Source organism: Aggregatibacter sp. Marseille-P9115 (assembly GCF_920939465.1).
GTDB lineage: Bacteria > Pseudomonadota > Gammaproteobacteria > Enterobacterales > Pasteurellaceae > Aggregatibacter > Aggregatibacter segnis_B.
Window position 1 is genome coordinate 720,841 of record NZ_OV100759.1, and the last position, 20,894, is coordinate 741,734.

Consider the following 20,894-nt stretch of genomic DNA (forward strand, 5'->3'; position numbering starts at 1 on the left):
TCCTTAAATTAGATTGGAAGTTAAACTTAACATAAATCCACCGAAGTGAACGAAAACTATACTAATGAATTTCTGGAGGAAGCTCAATGCAAACTTAGATTATTTTTAAAAAGAGAAACAGAGGTAAAAATTTATCCGCAATTAAAAATTCAAACGTATTCAGGCATTCTGGTTGCAGTGGCAACATTCAAAACATTATTTTTTGCGACCGCACTTTAGAGGGCTCAACGTCATTCTTTTGATTTTGCCGCAATTCCTTGCGCACAGGCATAGGCAGAACTCCACGCCCACTGGAAATTGTAACCACCAAGCCAGCCGGCAACATCTAATACTTCGCCGATAAAATACAAGCCTTTCACGTGATTGCTTTCCATCGTTTTGGAGGAAATATCATGGGTATCCACGCCGCCCATAGTCACTTCTGCAGTGCGATACCCTTCCGTGCCATTCGGCACAAACTGCCAGTGGTGGATTAAATTCACCAAATTTTCTAACCGCACTTTGCTTAATTGGGCAATGGCTTCGTCTTGTATAAAACCCTGAGCAAGCCATAATTCCACCAATTTTTTGGGTAATAAACGGCTTAATACGGTTTTTAACTGTAATTTTGGTGAAGATTGGCGAAGTTCGATTAAATGATGACGGATATCCTGTCCCGGCAATAAATCAAGATGAATGCTTTCGCCCGGTTGCCAATAGTTGGAAATTTGCAAAATCGCCGGCCCGGATAAGCCGCGATGAGTAAACAGCATTTGATGGGTAAAGGTTTTTTGTTGATTGGTCGCGGCTACATCTAAGGAAATGCCGGATAACTCGGCATAAAACTTATCGCACTCACGCCAAGTAAAAGGCACCAAACTTGCCCGTGGCGCAATCACATTAATGCCGAATTGCTCGGCAATTTGATAACCAAAAGGCGTTGCGCCTAAACCCGGCATAGATAAACCGCCCGTTGCGACAACTAAATGAGTGCAATGCAAGGTTTCGCCGTTTGCCATGACAGCAAATCCATTTTCCGTTTTTTCCACAGCAGAAATGGTTTGTCGTAAAGCAATCTCCACGCCGTATTTTTTACATTCCGTCAGTAACATATTGACGATATCTTCTGCGCCGTTATCACAAAACAGCTGACCAAGCTCTTTTTCATGATAAGGAATGCCATACTCAGCCACTAAACCGATAAAATCCCATTGGGTAAAACGTTTTAAGGCAGATTTCACAAAATGCGGATTTTGGCTGAGATAACGTTCTGAAGAGAGATCCATATTGGTGAAATTACAAAAACCACCGCCGGACATTAAAATTTTTCGCCCAACTTTTTTACCGTTATCTAAAATTCTGACTTTGCCACCGCATTTTGCTAATTGTGCCGCACAAAATAAGCCTGCCGCACCCGCGCCGATAATCAGCGTTTCAATGGCATGGTGGCTCACTGCAACTCTCCCTTCTGCATGAAATCGACCATTTTCATTTTCTGAATAGTGGCACGACGATCCACCGCGGAGTTACCTGAATCCAAGATTTGCTGCCAGTAATCAAGTGCGGTGGAATAATCACGTATTTTTAAGGCTTCTGCCGCCAACAAAGATAATGCGGAGACTTCTTTCGGATCTTGAGCCAACGCTTCATTCAAGAATTGCTGTACTTGTGGTGTAATCTGTTGATGTGCCTGGAGATACAATGCCATCGCCATTAGCCCCTGCGTAGTCGGCTTAGGACCATCAATTTTTTCGGCATTACCATAACAAACAAGGGCGCTATCAAAATCGTTATTCTGCATATACGCATCACCCAGCTTAATCCAGTTTTCCGCACTATTCGGATCTTGGCGTAATTTATCCTGAATTTTACCGATAATCGCCTCGGTTTTATTTTCTTCCGGCGTTTCAAGTTGCTGATTATGTTGTGCAATTTGTTCCTGCTCACCTTGCTGTACGCGAGAAAAACGTTCCAGAGAAAAATAATACGCGAAAGGAATGGCAAGCAATAAAGCGAAAACCAGGAGCGTCGATTTAAGCTCAAATTTGACCGCACTTTTCTCTTGTGTGGCTGCAAAGTGCGGTAGATTTTCAGCGTGTTTTTCAGACTCAACCGGTGATGGGCTACGTGCGGAATACCAAATCAACCCAAATGCCACCAACAACAATCCTGCCGGCAGTAACCAAAGCAATGCGGTATTCCATTGGAATGGCGGCTTATAATTAACGAAGTTCCCAAAACGCGATGTCATGGAATCAATAATTTGCTGATTGGTTTTGCCTTCATTCACCATGTTATACACCTCAATACGCAAGTCATAGGCAATAGGTGAATTAGACTCGACTAAGTTTTGATTTTGACATTGCGGACAACGCAAAGATTTCGCCAATTCCACGGCGCGGGTACGATCCGACTGGTTATGAAATTCAAAGGTATCCACCATTTCAGCAATGGCATTCACACTGATCAATAAAAAAATTAATGCGAAAAATCGTTTCATGGTTGTAATAGCTGGTTAAGTTGAGGCACGAAAGTTTTTTGCCAAGTTTCCCGATCTAATAAGCCGGAATGACGATAACGAATAATGCCGTTGGCATCCACTAGATAGGTTTCCGGCGCGCCATCCACACCCAGTTTCAGCGCCAATTCGCCACGGCTGTCATCAATGACTAAGGTGTAAGGATTGCCCATATGTTGCAACATCGCTATACCATTTTGCGGTTTGTCACGATAGTCCACGCCGACGATAGGAATCTCTTTTGCTAACTCAAGTAATAAGGGGTGTTCCTGCTGACAATAACCGCACCAGCTTCCCCAAATATTGATCAAAAATGGGCGTTTCGGAAAATCTTTTGGACTGAGCGTTTGACGATTATCCAATAAATTTGCCTGATAAAACTCAGGCACAGGCTTATCAATTAACGCAGAAGCGATTTTTTTAGGATCTTGATTCAATCCCGCCAACAACAAAACACATACGCCAAGTAACAATGCTAATGGCAGGAAGAAAATCACTTTTCTATTCATCACGCTTTCCTCTTCGCTTCGTTGTCAGTACAGAACACAATGCACCAAATGCCATCAATATACCACCGAACCACAACCAACGAATCAACGGTTTATAATGGAGTCGGAACGTAAACTCACCCTTGCCAAGCGGATCGCCCATAACAATATACAAATCACCCCAAAAACCGCCGGAAAGCCCCACTTCACTCATGGTCATGGTACGCACATCATAATAACGGCGTTCCGGCTGTAATTCGGCATACGGCTTGCCCTTTTCTGTCACACTAAACGTTGCCACTTCAACCGTAAAATTCGGGCCGATTTCATTGGAAAATCGTTCATAGTGAAAATTAAATGCACCAAGTTGTTGGCTTTGTTGTGGCGATAAACGTACACCAATTTCACTACCGAAATAACTGCTCATGACAGCGCCCATGGTTGCAATAGCAACACCGCTATGCGCAAAAATCATCGCATAGTGAGAAAGGCCTAATTTACGCCAGTTTTGCCATAATGTTGCCAATAACAACCAAATCGCTAAGGTGAGTAGGAAATAGGCTGTCCGTTTAAACTGTAATGCACCGTCATTTTGCATAAAGTGGTGAATGGCCAAATAGGAAAGCAACAAAGACGGCAACAATAACACAGCACGGTTTAATAAAATGCGTTTATCCGCTTTTGCCCAATGCAAGCCGAGCGAAATCACCATGGCAATTAACACTAACGCAATCAGCGGAAGGAAAATACTGTTGAAGTAAGGCGCACCAACAGAAATAGAGCCCCAATTCATGGCTTGGAATAACATTGGATAGAAAGTGCCGAGAAACGTGCTGACGGTAGCGATGCTCAATAAAACATTCAAAAAAAGCACCGCACTTTCTTTGGAAAGCAACTTTAATTTCACAGATTGTTGCTGCATATTCGCTTTGAAAGCAAACAAACCGAGCGCCCCGACAGTCAACAAGAAGAAAATCACAAGCAATGCCGTACCACGCTGGCTATCGACTGCGAAAGCATGTACAGACGTCAATGCACCTGAGCGCACAATAAAGGTGCCGAGTACACTGAAAGCGAACGCTAACAGCGAGAAAAGCGTTGTCCAATAATTAAAGATGCCCCGTTTTTCACTGACAATCAGACTATGTAACAGCGCCAAACCTAATAACCAAGGCATTAATGACGCGTTTTCTACCGGGTCCCAGAACCACCAACCACCCCAGCCAAGTTCGTAATATGCCCACCACGCCCCTAGAACAATACCTAACGTTAAAAACAACCAAGAGACCAATACCCAAACCCGCATCACGCGGGCGATTTGGCTTTCTAAATGTTGATGCAACAATGCAGTAATACTCAACGCAAAATTCACTGCAAAGCCAACATAACCGAGATACAACAACGGCGGATGGAAAATCAGCCCCACATCCTGCAACATCGGGTTCAAATCGCGACCTTCCAATGGTGCAGGGAATAGGCGTCCATACGGATTAGAAAAAAAGACGATAAAGACGGCAAAGCTAAAACAAATTAAGCCTAGAATGACCAAACTCTGCGCCACAAAAGTGCGGTCATTTTTTCGATTAAATAATGCAAACAGCACAACCCAAACCGAAAGTGAAAACAACCAGAACAACATGGAGCCTTCATGCCCTCCCCAAGTCGCCGCAATTTTAAAGAATGTCGGCAATTGGGAATTCGAATGAGCGGCGACATATTCCAAGGTAAAATCATCAGCCGCAAAGGAATACGCCAAAATAGAAATAGCGACTAACGTAAATAAGCCGAAACAATAGCTTAATCCCCAAGCTAATTGGGTTAATGCGGGCTTACGCAACCAAAGCCCGAGTTGTGGAACGACCGCGAGAAGAAGCGCGCTCATCATAGCGAGAAGAAGAGAGATAAAGCCAAGTTCGGGGATCATAATCTTAGGGTCTGTTTTGTGTTAATTAGCCATTTTATTCCGTCATTTACACCAGTTTTTCGATGAAAATGCATTCAAATTTCGCCTAAAGGCGCTTGTGTCTTTTATTTCTTCAAAAGAAAAAGGATAAACAAAAAGGCGTATTTTACTACGCCTTTTAGTATAAATAAAAACCTTTATCACGCTACGGTCATCTGTCCTGCGTACAAGATAAAGTAACGCAAGCATAACACCCCGATCAAGTCGAAAATCGATACAAGGATGATAAAGTTCTTGTTGAATTTCCAACGATCGCTAACAAACATATTAGCAACCAATGGGATTAAGATACCGATAAAGAATACCCCAATCCAGAAGACGGCGCCCCAGAAGCCGGATAATGCATTTTCCAATGCAACGACTTTTTGACCGCCTCCGAAGTAAAGTCCAACGAAGAAACATACTAATAAACCAAGCTCGGTAACCATAATCGGCACTTCAAATTTATGAATGAAGTGAGATTCATGGGAATCACCTTTTAATTTACCTGCAATAAGGATAAATAAGAAGGTGGCTGCGATACCTGATGAAGTACCGGAGGCTAGGAATAGCGCCGGTAATACCGGGTTATTCAACATCGGGTAACTAATCAACGCGGAAAGTAAGAAGCCGGTATAAGCCCCTAACACGGCAGCTAAAACGAATAGGATAACCTCACATGCACCAACCAAGCGTTCAAACGCACCAATCCATTTCACTAGGAAACCTAATTTTGGCATGAAACGGTTGAGCAAGGCAGCAATGTCATCTTTGAAGATCACTGCGCACCATAACACGAGGAAGAGCATATACACTTGGAATAACATGACCCCCATAGACATCACGGAATTAAATTGATAGTTAAACATCAATTTCCAGAATGTCCAAGGACGCGCCAAGTGGAAAATCAACAAGGTTAAACCGATTAATGTCGGCACACTCCCCAATACGGCAGCGGCACGAATAATCCAGTTTTTGTTTGGATTTTCAAGTTTGTTACTACGTTTATAAGCGATTGCTAGTTGTACTGCACCAGAGGAAATACCAAGCAAGAACAGATAGATAGCAATTGTTGAATCCCACACCAGATTAGGTGTGTGAAACGGAACAGGATAATCTAATGTCATCTTCTTGGTTCTCCATGTTGGAATGGAATGTGGTAAAGATTCGGTTGTGTACCTAATTCCACTTTCGTGCGGTAAACAGGACTTTGTTTTACCTTGCGTGCCACTGCGCTTGTCGGATCATTCATATCACCAAAGGTTAATGCTTTGGTTGGACAGGCTTCTACACAAGCCGGTTGTTTACCAGCTGCTAAGTTTGTATCACGACAGAAGTTACATTTATCTGCAGTACGGTGTACCGGATGAATGAAACGTACGCGATATGGACAGACGGCAATGCAATATTGGCAACCGACGCAAAGATCTTTATTCACATCCACGATACCGGTTTCAGGATCGATGAATGATGCCCCGGTTGGACAAACTGCCACACAAGGTGCATTCGTACAATGTTGGCAAGATTGACGGAAAAACTCGTACTCTTGATTCGGGAATTCCCCATAAGGTTCGCTACGTAGGATTTCCAAACGTGAAACGCCTTCAGGCACGTGGTTAGTTTCACGACAAGCATCCATACACGCAGTACAGCCGATACACGCAGTTTCATCGTGCACCATCGCGTAGCGTTTCGGTTTATCCGCCTTTTCCTCTTTCGCTAAAGAGGTCACTGATGTTCCCGTCATAAGGATCAACGCCCCCATGCCGGAAACAAAGTTTCGGCGTGAGCAAGTTGTCATTGTTTATCCTTTTGTTCGGTTGATTGGGTTTGTTCTTTTTGTGCTTTACGTTTTTGTTGTTCACCATGGCAATCCACACAAAGTTTCACACGATTTTTTGGTGCAATACCTTTCATCGGTTCATCTTTCGGGTGTAATGTGTGACAACTTGCACAAGGTAACTTCATCGCATGAACATCATGCGCCCAAAGTTTTTCGCGAAGTTTTTCAGGTTGGTGACAAGAGAAACATACTTGGTTTTGTTCTTGTGCGCTATACATCGGTTTTTTCTCACCGAAAATATCGCCTTCAAAACGCATGACGTCTTTTGCACCACGACGGTGATCTTCAGAAACATTGCCATGACAGTTCACACAATTAATTGGTTTACCGTTATTCGGATTTTTCTGATTTAAGTGCGCACCATGAAACTTACCGAAGTGTAATTCACCACCGGATTGATCCAAGGTTTGATTTTTATCGACTTTGTCGAATTTATGGCATTTAGCACAATATTGGTTTGGATCGCGTTGATTATCCAATTGCGGTTCGTAAGTAAACTTGTCCGCTGCAGACGGCTGACCTTCTGCTTGTGCGAGCATCGGTGCGGCGACCAATACTGCAAGCAATGCAAGGGCTTTTGCCGGTTTGCGGAATAGAGACGTTAAATTCATTCTGATTACCTCAAATTTGTTTTTGAAAATGACCGCACTTTTATAGGTTGCACAAAAGTGCGGTACGTTTTTCTATTGTTTTGTTGCGGAATCTTCAGCTAATTTGCCATTGGCTTTTGCTTCTTTTTCCCATTGAGGTACAACAGTTTTCAAGAATTCTTCTTTCGCTTTACGTTCTTTCTCGATGTCAATACCCATTACTTTCCATGCTTTTTCTGCAGAAGAAATATCAGGTACTTCAACCGGAGTTTTCACGCCATGTTTAGTTAAGATAACGGCAAGTTTAGCACGTCCTTCAGCCGCTTTATCAAGACCGGAGCCTAACACACGAAGCATGACATCAGGTGCGTGCATATGACCACCATGGCTTGCTGCGGCGTAGTCCCAACGCCATTGCGCATGACGGATATCCATTAAAGCCGGTTCCATTTCTTCTTTCGTTGCACCTGCATCCCATGCAGCTTTTGCTTCAAAGTGTAAACGTACCACTTGGTCTTCTAAACGACCCATGATGTCTTTCACTTCTTTCTTACGTGAAGCAACGATATCTTGTAATTTTTCTTTGCTTTGATCGTGACAGTTTGCACAAGTGGTATCAAATGCATCGAATGGGTTTTGGATTTGGTGGTCGGTGTAAACTTTACCGTCTTTACCTTGTACTTTAGGCATGTGACAGTCGATACAAGTTACGCCGTTTTTACCGTGCATACCTAAAGACCAAATTTCAAAGTCAGGGTGTTGCGCTTTTAACATTTGTGCTTTAGAAAGAGAGTGAGTCCAGTCACTGAAGCCGATATCATCGTAGTATTTTTCGATATCATCAACAGTTTGACCGTTGTTCCACGGGAAGGTTACTTGTTTTAAGTCGCCCGCGAAGTAGTATTCAACGTGACAGTTTGCACAGATTTCAGCACGTTTTTCAGTGCGAGCAGCTGTGTTAAAGCTTAAGTTAGCTTGTTCTTTACCTTCAGCTTTTGCTTTTGCTTGAAGTGCATTATTTAAGTGATCTAATGCACGAAGAACGTGTGGACGAGCAATACGTAATGCTGGTTTGCCTTCGGCAAAGTCTTTTGATGTAGTATCGTGACAGTCTGCACAACCGATCGAGTTGACCACTTCTGGTCCACCTTTAGCCCATTTGGCACCAAAGTAACCATCTTCACCCCATTCCGCGATTAAACGTGGAACGTCTGGACCTTTACAAGTCCAACATGCCATTGGTTGTGGGCCATCATTTGCATTTTTGGGCGCACCAGTACGTAAAATATTACGTAAATCTTCTACTGCATAAACGTGACCACGAGGTGCGTTATATTCTTTTGCGAAAGAATAGCCCCCCCATAACACGATTAAACGAGGGTCTTGTTCATCAGCATAGATGATTTTGTCGCCTTTTTCAGTCGCTTTCCACGAATTGAATTGGCTAGGATATTTTTCAGCAAATTTCTCATTCACTGCTTCAATTTTTACGTTCGGGTTAGGTGCTTCGACAGGTTGCTCAACCGGTTTGTACACTAATTCCGCCATCGCCGAATTACATACGCCGAAAGCTGCAAAAGAAGCTGCTACGAGTAGGCTTTTTCTCAATGCGTTCACGATAATCACTCCAATAAGGTTATTAAATGGCTTCTATTAAAATTAATAGAAGGTTACAAAAACATCTGTTATCAGCTCATTAGTAATGAGAATTTTTATCATTAATAACAATATGATAGAAGACATAACGACTTAAAATCAGCGGTAAAATAGCGAAATAATCATGTTTTTTCTATGGATATTTGCACTTTTCTTGTTCTTGATCAATTTTTAAAATTTAGGACTTAATTTTGTTTATTTTTGTAGCATCATTATCGATATATCCAAACCTCAAAGATACTTATTTATAGGTATTCAAAAAAATCCCCACTCAAAAACCGCCACTTCACATATAACTATAAAGAGGTATTAAATTTAATACCCTATGCTACATTTACTTGAACGAAACAAAAAGGCTAAATTCCGAAAAGAATTTAGCCTTTTAAAAAATAAGTGCGGTCAAAAACAGCGCTATTTTTTCTAAAAATTAAATCAATTTAATTTTCCTTATTTGGTGTCACTTGCTGATGTTTCTCTTTTTCCTGACCTTCTAACGCATCACGCGCAGAACGAATGCTACGCTCAATAATTGGTGCTCTAGGGTCATCTTTCGGTAACAGTTTTAACATCATTGCCCATGTGACGGCCGCCATTTTGTAATCTTCCGTTTCAAAATAACTAAACGCCAACAAGCTTAAGGCTTCAATATTGCTATGATCCTCACGAATCACTTCGCGTAATAAATTATTGCCTTTTAACTTGTCCGTCGTGTCTTCAGAAAACATTAAAACACGAGCATACCCGAGCTTATACTGGTTATTATCAGGTTCTAACTTATTCGCACGAGCAAAACTATCCAACGCCATTCTTGGTTGTTGCAAATTCATACCAAGTTGCCCTAATAACCACCAATTTTTCGCGTTGTTTGGATTTTTCTGTAAATCAACTCGAAGTGCGGTCGCAAATTGTTGCATTTCTGCTTCATCTAGCGGGTTGGTGCTCTCACTTTTTATGCGCTCATAAAAGTACGGTAGTTTTTCTGCCGTTTTTTCTAACATGATTTCTGATTGCCAAGAACCCACTGCAAAATATGCGGCACCGGACAAAATTGCTAATGCTAAGAAACCTGAGACAAACCATAACTTGCCGTAATTTTTCTCACTGAGAAAAGTACTTTCAGCCTGCTGAGGAATATCCTCCAAAAGGGATTGTTGTAATTCTAATTTAAGCTGTTCGGTATTTTCTAATAAGCCTTGATTTTCATCTCGTTCCAGCTCTTTTAAACGCTCGAAATAAAAGGCTTTATTGAGATCATCGCGTTTTACTGACGTACTTTTTTTGGCTTTTAATAACAACGGGAAAAAACAAATTAACGCTGCCACCAACGTTAAGATGAGAATGCTTAACCATAAATTCATCTATCATTCTCCTTGTTTAATAACGTATTCAAACGGTTTTGTTGTTCTTCGGTTAACACATTGTTGGCGTTTTCCGCTGTCTGACTTACTCTCCCACCTTGCGAATGTTTGCGACGGAAAAGCACCAAAACGCCAAGTAAAATGAAAAGAATCGGCGCACACCAAAGAATCATCGTAACGGGTGTTAACGGCGGATCATAAGTGACAAAATTACCGTAGCGATCCACCATGTACTGCACAACATCTTGTTTGGATTTGCCTTCTTGCAATAACTCAAACACTTTGCCACGCATATCCACCGCGATCACTGCGTTGGAATCGGCAATGTTGTTATTCTGACATTGCGGACAGCGTAATTCCTGCGTTAACTCGTGATAATCATCTTCCTGTTGCGGTGAACTGAAATTCAATGCATCAATCGCTGCAGAAGCACTAACGCTAAACAAAAGTGCGGTAGAAAATAAAAGTGTTTTTATCATTACTCTTTCCCTCCGCCTAATTTTTGATAAATTGGCTGCAAGGTTTCCTGCCAAACTTTTTCGTTTACATCACCGGCATAGCGATAATGAATTAGTCCATTGCCATCAACAATAAAGGTCTCAGGCGCGCCATACACCCCTAAATCTAAAGCAAAAGCCCCTTTTTCATCTTTCAACACGACCTGATAAGGATTACCAAGATCCTTCAGCCATTTCATCGCTTTCGCGTTGTTATCTTTATAGTCCAAACCAATGATCGTCACCCCTTGTTTCGCCAATTGGTTCAGATATTGGTGTTCGGCATAACAAGTAGGACACCAGGTCGCCCATACATTGAGTAAAACCGGTTTGCCTTGCTTAAACAAGGATTCATCATAGGTTTTATCTGAAAGCAAATCCGGTAACGTTTTTGCCGGAACAGGTTTTCCCACTAGCGCAGATTCTAATGTTTTCGGATCATCGCCTTGTGAATTACGTTGCAACTGCACCAGAAATGCCGTCGCTAAACCTAAAAAAATGATTAAAGGTAAATATAATTTTTTATTCATTATCAATACTCTATTACGCCAATGAAGATTTATTGCGCATTTTCACTGCTTAAAATTTTGCTAAAGCGATAACGACGGTCAAACATACACAATAAACCGCCCAGCGCCATAAACAATCCGCCTAACCAAATCCAACGAATAAATGGTTTATAATATAAGCGTAATGCCCAGGCGTTATTCTCTAATTTTTCACCTAATGCCACATATAAATCACGGGTAAAGCCCCAGTCTATAGCCGCTTCAGTCATCGGCATTTTGCTTACAGTATAAAGACGTTTTTCAGCAAATAATGTCGCTTCCGGTTTACCATGATAGGTGATATCAATTTGTGCTTTTCCACCGATATAGTTAGGTCCGTTAGCATCGCTAATGCCTTTGAAGGTGAAATCATAGTCAGCAATTTGTACGGTATCTCCCACACTCATGCGGACATCACGTTCAACACTGTAGTTTTGACTGAACGCAATTCCCCAAACGGTCATCGCCACGCCTAAATGCGCCAACACCATGCCCCAGTGGGAACGGGATAATTTTCTAACCCCTTTCAAGAAACTTTCTCGATGGGTAGCCCGTTGATGCATTTCATAAAGACTAAGCAATACGATAATCACTGCCATCATGGTGCCTAATACAGCACTGACGGTGAGTTTGTCTTGCAATAAATAAGGCAGTGCAAAACCGGCAATAAGCATGATAATCAAACTGACAATCACCGGCGTGCGAATTGCAGAGAATTGGTCACGACGCCACTTCACAAGCGGGCCAATACCTAACAACAAAGCAAACGGCGTCATAATAATCAGGAACATTTGATCAAAGAACGGCGCACCAATAGAAATGGAGCCTAAGCCTAACTGTTTGTGTACAAGAGGCAACAATGTTCCCAACAATACGACACAAAGTGCGGTCATTAATAAAATATTATTTAACAACAACAGGCTTTCTCGGGAATAACGCTCTGCATTATCACGTGAACGAATTTGGCTTCCTTTGCAAGCATATAAGGTCAGTGAGCCACCAATCACCACGATTAAATAAGCTAAGACATATAAACCGCGGGTTGGATCAGAGGCAAAGGCATGTACGGAAACCAAAATACCGGAACGAACCAAGAATGTGCCAAGCAAACACAAGGAGAACGCAGAAATTGCAAGTAACACAGTCCAGGCTTTAAAAGAACCGCGTTTTTCCGTTACTGCTAAAGAGTGCAATAACGCAGTACCCGCCAACCAAGGCATGAAGGAGGCATTTTCTACCGGATCCCAGAACCACCAGCCGCCCCAACCGAGTTCATAATATGCCCACCAAGAACCAAGCACGATACCTAGTGTTAAGAACACCCAAGCGGCCATCGTCCAAGGACGTGACCAACGAGCCCAAGCGGTATCAAGTTTACCGGTCATCAAAGACGCGATGGCGAAAGCAAAGGCGACAGAGAAGCCCACATATCCCATGTATAACAATGGCGGATGGAAAATCAATCCGACATCCTGCAATAACGGGTTAAGTTCTTTGCCATCCACCGGAAATTCAGGGAAAGTGCGGTTAAATGGATTAGAGGTAAATAACACGAAAAGCAAGAAACCGATACTGATAATCCCCATGATACCAAGCACGCGAGCGGTGGCTTCTTGCGGTAAGTGTTTGCTAAATAACGCGACCGCCGCGCTCCACAAAGACAGCAACCAAATCCATAATAATAACGAGCCTTCGTGGGAACCCCATACCGCAGATAAACGATAGTAAATCGGCAATGTCGTGTTGGAGTTATTCACCACATATTGCACGCTGAAATCGTTAACAGCGAACAAATAAAATAAGGCGCCAAAAGAAAAAGTTAACACGACAAACAAACCATATGTCATTGGACGCGCCAAAGACATCATTTGTACACTCCCTTTTTCAGCACCCCATAAAGGGAAAATCGCCAATAAAATGGCGATTGCTAAGCTTAGCGCTAAAGCATAATTTCCTAATTCTGCAATCATTACTGACCTTCTTTCACTTTTTCTTGACGATCGCGTTCACTCTCACCTTTCAGATCAGAAACACCCATCGGTTTATGTACTTTTTGCATTTGTTTTTCTAAATCCGGCGGCACATAATTTTCATCATGTTTCGCTAACACTTCACTCGCCTCTAACAGGGTTGGCTCTTTTAAGATGCCTTGTGCAACAATGCCTTGACCTTCACGGAATAAATCAGGCAGGATACCTTCATATTCAACGCTGATAGATGGACCAATATCATTCAAATCAAAACGGACTTTTAAGCTTTTTGGATCACGTTCTACCGTACCGGCAACAACCATGCCACCGACACGAATACGTTGTCCAACTTCCGGTTTTTGATCGGCATTATCATTTTTACCGTAAACCACTTCTGATGGTGTATAGAACAGGTCGATATTTTGGCGTAACGCGTATAACACTAAAGCAGAAGCCACCGCAACACCTAACAGTACGAATAAGACCACGGATAAACGAGATTTACGTCTCGGGTTCATAGCGTATCTCCTTTTTGTTGTTTCATTTGTTGTAAACGGGCTTCACGTTGTTGTTCACGTTTGATAGATTTTAGCACCGCACTTTTGCCTGCAAGGCTTTGCACGATAAGCACCACAATCGCCAATAAACTCAGACCATAAGAAAGCCACACATAAAAACCGTAGCCTCCCATATTCAGTAATTCACTCCAAGATTCAAAAAACATAATTCCCCCAATTCAACCTAAAATTTTTCAGCCAATGCTTTTACCCACGGGCGTTTAGCATCTTCTTTCAATAATTCGTTGCGGTAACGCACCAACGTCAACCAAATGGATAACGTCATGAAACCAAAGATACATAAAATCAACGGCAGCAACATTGGTGTAGCAATAGATGGTCGTTCTAATTTTGTGATACTTGCACCTTGATGTAAGGTATTCCACCATTCCACCGAAAAGTGAATGATCGGCAAATTCACCACACCAACAAGGCACAAGACAGAAGCGGCTTTTGCGCCGACATTGCGATCTTGAAAAGCGGAATACAATGCCAACACGCCTAAATATAAGAAAAACAGAATTAATTCAGCGGTTAAACGGGCATCCCATACCCACCAAGCACCCCACATTGGTTTTCCCCAAATGGCACCTGTCACCAACGCCAAGAAAGTAAATAATGCCCCAATAGGCGCCATAGCAATCATTGCCAATTGTGCCTGCTTAATTTGCCACACAAGTGCAACTAATGCCGCAACCGCCATGGAGCCATAAACCCCCATGGACCAAATTGCTGTCGGCACATGTACATACATGATGCGGAAGCTATTGCCCTGTTGATAATCCGCAGGCGCAAATGCGATACCCCACACGATACCGACGACTAATAACAGCGCCGTCAGACCCGCAAAATAAGGACTGAACTTACCGCATAATTGATATTGAGTTTCCGATTTTGCATAAGGATGCAACCACTTCCACATAAACTATCCTCTATTGATCTAAACTAATTCGTAATGCCGTTGCAATGGCAAAAGGAGATAATGTTACTACAGCGGCTAAAATCGCACCAAGAATGGCTAATTGCCCGCCGTAAGGTAAATTTAATCCGGCGGCATCTAACACCGACGCGGAAAAAATAAGCACTGGAATAAACAGCGGCACAACTAGTAAACTCAACAGCACACCGCCCTTACGCAACCCCACCGTAAGCGCCACACCAATAGCACCGAGACAGCTCAATACCGGTGTGCCCAATAATAATGTCAGAACTAGTGCCCACCAAATTGATATTTCCAATGACAGCAATAATGCTGCAATAGGCGATAATAAAATTAACGGCAAGCCTGTTAATAACCAATGCGCCAGCACTTTCGCCAACGCCGTTAATACGAATGGTTGAGACGTCAACATGACCTGTTCTAAAGAACCGTCAATAAAATCATCTCTAAATAAACGTTCAAACGACAATAGCGCTGACAACAACGCCGCCACCCAAGCCACACCGGGCGCGATACGGGAAAGCAGTTTCGGATCAGGTCCAATAACCAATGGAAACAAGGTAATCACGATAAGAAAAAACCACAACGGATTAAGAATCTCCGCCTGTTTGCGCATGGCAATTTGTAATTCGCGTTTAATAATATTCCAAAAGATCATGCCGTCACTCTGTACACTTAAACTGTTCTAAATTGATTTTTTTCAACCGAGCACTCGGCACTTCTTGATGGCTGGTTAATATCACAATACCGCCATTTTGTGCGTGTTGCTCAAAAAGTGCGGTCAAAACCGCCACCCCTTTTTTATCGATAGCGTTAAATGGCTCATCTAAAATCCATAACGGCGCTTTTGATAACCACAAACGAGCCAACGCAATACGTTTTTGCTGTCCGGCAGAAAGTTGTGCAGCAGGAATATCTTCTCGACCAAGCAAACCGACCGTTTGTAATACCTCCCACAACAAATCATCCCCCTGACGGCAATGCCCGATTTGTTGATAAAAGCGCAAATTTTCCCAAGCAGTCAATTCAGGCTTAATGCCGCTCTGATGCCCCAAATACAACAAATCATAATGGAAAACTTCACGCTGTTTAGTAATCTCTTCAGAATTCCACCGCACTTTTCCTTCCAGTGGTGAAGCAAGGCCTGCAACAATGCGTAGCAAACTGGTTTTACCAATGCCGTTATGCCCTTCAATTTGCACAAAATCTCCTGCCTGAATTTGTAAATTCAAGTGTTGAAAAAGGACTTTATCGCCACGTTGGCAAGCGAGATTTTCGAGAATTAATTGATTTACCATAACAGATTGTTTCACAGACTTATTTTTGCGGGGCATTCTATCATAAGGAAATTAAATGGCAGGGTTAAATAACATAACCATTTAGTGGTAGTTTAACCACTTTTTGACTTAGAACAAGTTTACGTCTTTATCAAGAATGAGAATAGGTATCATCAATGAATTTAAGCCACATTCGACCGAATGTGGCCGGGTGATTATTTAAGGTTTTTCGCCGTTAAAAAAATATAGAAAAGAACGGATACAAGCGAACAGGCTCCCATCGTTAATAACATGGGCAATGCACTGTCTGTAGGCATTAACGCAATTAACGAGCCAATACCGGCGCCAATACCAAAACGAACGCTGCCCACCATCGAATTTGCCGAACCTGCCGCATTAGGGAATTTTTCTAAAATAGACGCCATGGAATTAGAAGAGATCAACGGGTTTTGCCCAACAAATACGGCAATACCTAATGCCATTGACCAAAACCCTAAATCAAATAGGATGACACCCATCAACCAAACACCGGCGAAAAATTGAACACCAAGCCCATAACGCAACATGGTTTCCGCCCCGAATTTACCAACTAAACGCCCGTTCAGAAAGGAACTGAATGTCATAATGCCAATATTCAGCATGAAAAAATAACCAAAATTTTCCGGTTTAATACCATAAATGCCGATATAGACAATGGAGCCTGCTGTCACGAAAGCAAACAAACCACCGAAAGCAAAAGAGGTGGCAAACATGTAACCCAATACTTGTTTTTGTTTCCACAATGCCATGAAGTTTCGAGCAATGACATTCAAGCGTAAAGGAATACGTTTATCGTGATGATGTGTTTCGGGAATCACGAAGAAAACCAATAAAATGCTCAAAAAACCCATAAAGGCAATAACATAAAAAATGGCATGCCAGTGGAAAAAGTACACAATATAACCGCCAATAATCGGTGCTAATAATGGCGCAACCATAAATACCAAGCTGATGGTTGACATCATTTTGGATAATTCATTTTTATCAAATAAATCCCGTAATAAGGCGCCCACCAACACGACCGGTGCGGCACCAAAGAACCCCTGCACGAAACGAAGTGCGGTGAAATTTCCAATCGAATGTATTTGAGTCAGAATTAAGGCGGCAACAGCGGCAACCGCCACGCCTAACAAAATAATCGGCTTTCGCCCGAAACTATCACCGAACGGGCCCCAGAATAATTGCCCAAGTGCTAAACCATAAGCAAAAGACGTTAACGTATGTTGCACTTGATCATTGGTCACACCAAAATCTTGCGCAATAGTTAAAAATGCCGGCAAATACATATCTACGCCTAACGGCGGTAACATAGACAAAATACCTAAAGCAACAACGAAAATAAAATTTGTTTTAACGACTTTGCTTGAACTCAAACTATACCTCTCCTATAAAATAAGCGATTTCTTCCTCAGTGAGATGACGAAATTCCCCTTCACCTAAATCATCATCTAGCGTCAAATTGCCGATTTTCCAGCGATGCAACCCGACTACCTTATTCCCTAAAGCAGCAAACATCCGTTTTACTTGATGATAACGCCCCTCGCTGATCGTCAAATTTACATTGTAATCATCTAAAATTTCTAACTCAGCCGGTTTGGTCGGGTCCTTTTCCCCACGCAATAAAATGCCCTCAGCACAAGCCTGCGCATAATTCGCTTCAACGGGATCTGCCAAGGTCACCAAATAGGTTTTCGGGTAATGGTGTTTGGGTGACGTAATACGGTGAGACCACTGTCCATCATCTGTCAACAGCACCAAACCTGTGGTATCCACATCCAACCGCCCGGCACTGTGCAAACGGGTAGATAAAGGATAATCAAAAAATTGATAAATCGTCGGATGATCACCATCTTCATGGGAGCAAATGTAACCTTGCGGTTTGTGCAACATAATGTATTGCCCATTTTCCACCCAAGTTAAACGCTCACCATCATAATAAATTTCATCATCGGGGCTCACTTTCGCCGCCCCACTCTTTTCAATTTTACCGTTAATCGTGACCGCACTTTGGCGCAACACTTTTGCCGCCTGTGAACGGGTTAAACCGGTTGTTTCCGCTAAAAACTTATCTAAGCGCATAGAAATTCCTTATAAAAATCCTCGCGCATTATAGCGCTAATTTTCGCCCTTCGCCCACGGAAAAACGCCACAAGAAATAACCGCACTTTATTAAAACACCATAGACCAACATTTCATACTTCAGACAAATTGTTAATAATGTGTGAAATGTCACAGAATTCTTTTCTATTTTAATTATAATGCGGGGTACTTTTTTCTAACTGAATTTATTCAAAAGAGGATATTTTTATGGATGAACAACTAAAAAAAGCAGCATTAGATTTCCACGAATTCCCAATTCCGGGAAAAATTGAAGTGACACCAACCAAATCGCTTGCCACCCAACGCGACTTAGCCTTGGCTTATTCCCCCGGTGTTGCGGCACCTTGTTTAGCCATTCAGGCAGATCCGGCAGATTCCTATAAATATACCTCTCGTGGCAACTTAGTGGCGGTAATTTCTAACGGTACGGCAGTGCTTGGTTTAGGCAATATCGGGGCTTTAGCAGGTAAACCGGTGATGGAAGGAAAAGGCGTATTGTTTAAAAAATTCGCTGGGGTCAACGTATTCGATATTGAAGTGAATGAACATGACCCAGACAAACTCGTCGATATTATTGCGTCTCTTGAACCAACCTTCGGCGGCATTAACTTGGAAGACATTAAAGCACCGGAATGTTTTTATATTGAACGTAAATTGCGCGAAAGAATGAAAATTCCTGTCTTCCACGACGACCAACACGGCACCGCGATTATTTCTGCCGCAGCGGTGTTAAACGGCTTACGCATTGTCGATAAAAAAATTGAAAACGTGAAACTGGTTGCCTCCGGTGCCGGCGCGGCATCGATTGCGTGCTTAAACTTATTAGTTTCCCTCGGTATGAAACGGGAAAATATCACCGTGTGCGACTCCAAAGGCGTAATCTATAAAAACCGTGATGATCGCATGGATGAAACCAAAAAACTTTATGCGATCGATGATAACGGCAAGCGTACCTTAGCGGAAGTCATTCCGAATGCGGATATTTTCTTAGGTTGTTCTGCTGCCGGCACGTTAACGCAAGAAATGGTTAAAACCATGGCGGCACATCCGTTGATTTTGGCACTCGCCAACCCTGAACCGGAAATTCTGCCACCATTGGCAAAAGAAGCTCGTCCGGATGCCATTGTGTGTACCGGTCGCTCCGACTATCCGAACCAAGTTAACAACGTACTTTGTTTCCCATTCATTTTCCGTGGTGCATTGGATGTCAGCGCCACCACCATTAACGAAGAAATGAAACTTGCCGCAGTGCGCGCCATTGCCGACTTAGCCTTGGCAGAGCAAAGCGATGTCGTTACCTCCGCTTACGGTGACAGCGAATTGTCTTTCGGCCCGGAATACATTATTCCGAAACCATTCGATCCACGTTTAATCGTGCGTATCGCCCCAGCCGTGGCAAAAGCCGCGATGGATTCCGGTGTCGCAACCCGTCCAATTAAAGATTTTGATGCTTACATCGAGCAACTCACTCAGTTCGTTTATAAAACTAACTTGTTTATGAAGCCGGTATTTGCGCAAGCAAAACAAAACAAGAAACGTGTATTATTAACCGATGGTGAAGAAGCCCGAATTTTACACGCTGTTCAAGAAATCTCGACCTTAGGCATCGCTTATCCGATTTTACTCGGTCGCCCAAGCGTGATTGAACAACGCATTAAAAAACTCGGTTTGCATATCCAGGCGGGACGTGATTTCGAGTTAATTAACATTGGAAATGACGCACGTTATCAAGAATGCTGTAAAACTTACTATGACATGCTCAAACGCGCAGGCGTAACGCCTGATATTGCCAAACGTGAAATGTTTAATAACCCAACCGCTATCGGTGCTGTGTTGTTACATTTAGGTCATGCCGACGCCATGTTGTGTGGTTTAGTAGGACATTATGCTGATCATTTAAAAACCCTCAAAAACGTCATTGGTTTGCAAGAAGGCGTCCATACTGCCGCTACCGTTAACGGTTTGGTGCTACCGGCAGGCAACTTGTTCCTTGCAGATACCTTCGTGAACAACGATCCGACAGAGGAAGAATTGGCAGAAATTACGCTCATGACAGCGAAAGAAGTCAGCCTGTTTGGTATCGAACCGCAAATTGCCTTAATTTCACATTCCAATTACGGTAGCAATAACACCCCAAGTGCGGTCAAAATGCGTAACGTTTTACGTTTAGTGAAAGAAAGAGCGCCGGAACTCTCCATTGACGGCGAAATGCACTGTGACGTTGCCTTATCACAACAGCTCCGTGATGACGTGATGCCGGACAGCCCACTCAAAGGTGCGGCAAACGTGTTAGTGATGCCAAATATGGAAGCTGCGCGTATCAGCTTAAATCTATTACAAGGCACGGCAACACCGACAACCGTTGGGCCAATCTTAATGGGCTTGAAAAAATCAGCGCATATTTTAACGTCAGTCGCTTCTGTTCGCCGTATTATTAATATGGTGGCGATTGCTGCGGTAAAAGCACAATAATGTGCCTAACAAAAAATAAAGAAGATGGCTAGTTGCCATCTTCTTTTTTATGCATCAACCATAGCATTTAATGATCTTAATCAATTTTTGTGCTATCATTTTCCCGTTTTTTAAACATGA

At 42.6% G+C, this 20,894-nt stretch carries 20 protein-coding genes; 1 reads left to right on the top strand and 19 read right to left on the bottom strand.

The features are described from left to right. Nucleotides 1-230: 230 nt before the first annotated feature. The 19 genes from LQ983_RS03270 to rsuA all read right to left on the bottom strand — a co-directional run bounded on the left by LQ983_RS03270 (nucleotide 231) and on the right by rsuA (nucleotide 18,281). Nucleotides 231-1,433: an NAD(P)/FAD-dependent oxidoreductase gene (locus tag LQ983_RS03270; RefSeq protein ID WP_230621619.1), complete on the bottom strand. Its 1,203-nt coding sequence runs from the start codon at nucleotides 1,431-1,433 to the stop codon at nucleotides 231-233. Next, a complete protein-coding gene (nrfF, locus tag LQ983_RS03275; RefSeq protein WP_230621621.1) occupies nucleotides 1,430-2,479 on the bottom strand; it encodes a heme lyase NrfEFG subunit NrfF in 1,050 nt (349 codons plus the stop codon). Before nrfF ends, LQ983_RS03270 begins: the two co-directional genes overlap by 4 nt. Further along, nucleotides 2,476-3,006 (bottom strand): DsbE family thiol:disulfide interchange protein, encoded by a 531-nt coding sequence (locus LQ983_RS03280; protein WP_230621623.1) that lies wholly within the window; start codon nucleotides 3,004-3,006, stop codon nucleotides 2,476-2,478. Before LQ983_RS03280 ends, nrfF begins: the two co-directional genes overlap by 4 nt. After that, nucleotides 2,999-4,909: a heme lyase NrfEFG subunit NrfE gene (nrfE, locus tag LQ983_RS03285; protein WP_230621624.1), complete on the bottom strand. Its 1,911-nt coding sequence runs from the start codon at nucleotides 4,907-4,909 to the stop codon at nucleotides 2,999-3,001. Before nrfE ends, LQ983_RS03280 begins: the two co-directional genes overlap by 8 nt. 179 nt (nucleotides 4,910-5,088) lie before the next feature. Beyond that, nucleotides 5,089-6,054, bottom strand: coding sequence for a cytochrome c nitrite reductase subunit NrfD (gene nrfD, locus LQ983_RS03290; RefSeq protein ID WP_109064255.1), 966 nt, complete (start codon nucleotides 6,052-6,054; stop codon nucleotides 5,089-5,091). Next, the gene (gene nrfC, locus LQ983_RS03295; protein WP_033002482.1) at nucleotides 6,051-6,728 is read right to left on the bottom strand and encodes a cytochrome c nitrite reductase Fe-S protein; all 678 of its coding nucleotides are present in this window, start codon (nucleotides 6,726-6,728) and stop codon (nucleotides 6,051-6,053) included. Before nrfC ends, nrfD begins: the two co-directional genes overlap by 4 nt. Then, nucleotides 6,725-7,381 (bottom strand): cytochrome c nitrite reductase pentaheme subunit, encoded by a 657-nt coding sequence (nrfB, locus tag LQ983_RS03300; RefSeq protein WP_230621626.1) that lies wholly within the window; start codon nucleotides 7,379-7,381, stop codon nucleotides 6,725-6,727. The genes nrfC and nrfB overlap by 4 nt, the downstream gene beginning before the upstream one ends. Before the next feature lie 72 nt (nucleotides 7,382-7,453). Beyond that, nucleotides 7,454-8,977 (bottom strand): ammonia-forming nitrite reductase cytochrome c552 subunit, encoded by a 1,524-nt coding sequence (nrfA, locus tag LQ983_RS03305; RefSeq protein ID WP_230621628.1) that lies wholly within the window; start codon nucleotides 8,975-8,977, stop codon nucleotides 7,454-7,456. A 476-nt stretch (nucleotides 8,978-9,453) separates the two neighbouring features. Continuing rightward, nucleotides 9,454-10,374 (bottom strand): c-type cytochrome biogenesis protein CcmI, encoded by a 921-nt coding sequence (ccmI, locus tag LQ983_RS03310; RefSeq protein ID WP_109432762.1) that lies wholly within the window; start codon nucleotides 10,372-10,374, stop codon nucleotides 9,454-9,456. Continuing rightward, complete coding sequence (locus tag LQ983_RS03315) at nucleotides 10,371-10,853, bottom strand: cytochrome c-type biogenesis protein (RefSeq protein WP_230621630.1); 483 nt, start codon at nucleotides 10,851-10,853, stop codon at nucleotides 10,371-10,373. Before LQ983_RS03315 ends, ccmI begins: the two co-directional genes overlap by 4 nt. Then, on the bottom strand, nucleotides 10,853-11,401 hold the full coding sequence (locus LQ983_RS03320) for a DsbE family thiol:disulfide interchange protein (protein ID WP_230621632.1): 549 nt from the start codon (nucleotides 11,399-11,401) through the stop codon (nucleotides 10,853-10,855). Before LQ983_RS03320 ends, LQ983_RS03315 begins: the two co-directional genes overlap by 1 nt. Before the next feature lie 29 nt (nucleotides 11,402-11,430). Further along, nucleotides 11,431-13,389, bottom strand: coding sequence for a heme lyase CcmF/NrfE family subunit (locus tag LQ983_RS03325; protein ID WP_230621633.1), 1,959 nt, complete (start codon nucleotides 13,387-13,389; stop codon nucleotides 11,431-11,433). Beyond that, nucleotides 13,389-13,907 (bottom strand): cytochrome c maturation protein CcmE, encoded by a 519-nt coding sequence (gene ccmE, locus LQ983_RS03330; protein WP_230621636.1) that lies wholly within the window; start codon nucleotides 13,905-13,907, stop codon nucleotides 13,389-13,391. Before ccmE ends, LQ983_RS03325 begins: the two co-directional genes overlap by 1 nt. Continuing rightward, nucleotides 13,904-14,113: a heme exporter protein CcmD gene (gene ccmD, locus LQ983_RS03335; RefSeq protein WP_109432757.1), complete on the bottom strand. Its 210-nt coding sequence runs from the start codon at nucleotides 14,111-14,113 to the stop codon at nucleotides 13,904-13,906. The genes ccmE and ccmD overlap by 4 nt, the downstream gene beginning before the upstream one ends. Before the next feature lie 17 nt (nucleotides 14,114-14,130). Continuing rightward, nucleotides 14,131-14,868, bottom strand: coding sequence for a heme ABC transporter permease (locus tag LQ983_RS03340; protein WP_109432756.1), 738 nt, complete (start codon nucleotides 14,866-14,868; stop codon nucleotides 14,131-14,133). A 10-nt stretch (nucleotides 14,869-14,878) separates the two neighbouring features. Further along, entirely contained in the window at nucleotides 14,879-15,544 is a 666-nt protein-coding gene (gene ccmB / locus LQ983_RS03345) for a heme exporter protein CcmB (protein ID WP_230621637.1), read from the bottom strand. A gap of 4 nt (nucleotides 15,545-15,548) precedes the next feature. Beyond that, a complete protein-coding gene (gene ccmA, locus LQ983_RS03350) occupies nucleotides 15,549-16,184 on the bottom strand; it encodes a cytochrome c biogenesis heme-transporting ATPase CcmA (protein ID WP_109432779.1) in 636 nt (211 codons plus the stop codon). Between the two features lie 194 nt (nucleotides 16,185-16,378). Further along, nucleotides 16,379-17,575 (bottom strand): Bcr/CflA family multidrug efflux MFS transporter, encoded by a 1,197-nt coding sequence (locus LQ983_RS03355; protein WP_230621640.1) that lies wholly within the window; start codon nucleotides 17,573-17,575, stop codon nucleotides 16,379-16,381. A 1-nt stretch (nucleotide 17,576) separates the two neighbouring features. Then, nucleotides 17,577-18,281: a 16S rRNA pseudouridine(516) synthase RsuA gene (rsuA, locus tag LQ983_RS03360; RefSeq protein ID WP_230621642.1), complete on the bottom strand. Its 705-nt coding sequence runs from the start codon at nucleotides 18,279-18,281 to the stop codon at nucleotides 17,577-17,579. 228 nt (nucleotides 18,282-18,509) lie between these two features. Here rsuA and LQ983_RS03365 point away from each other — a divergent pair, with 228 nt between their 5' ends. Continuing rightward, a complete protein-coding gene (locus tag LQ983_RS03365) occupies nucleotides 18,510-20,774 on the top strand; it encodes an NADP-dependent malic enzyme (RefSeq protein WP_230621643.1) in 2,265 nt (754 codons plus the stop codon). Nucleotides 20,775-20,894: the final 120 nt, after the last annotated feature.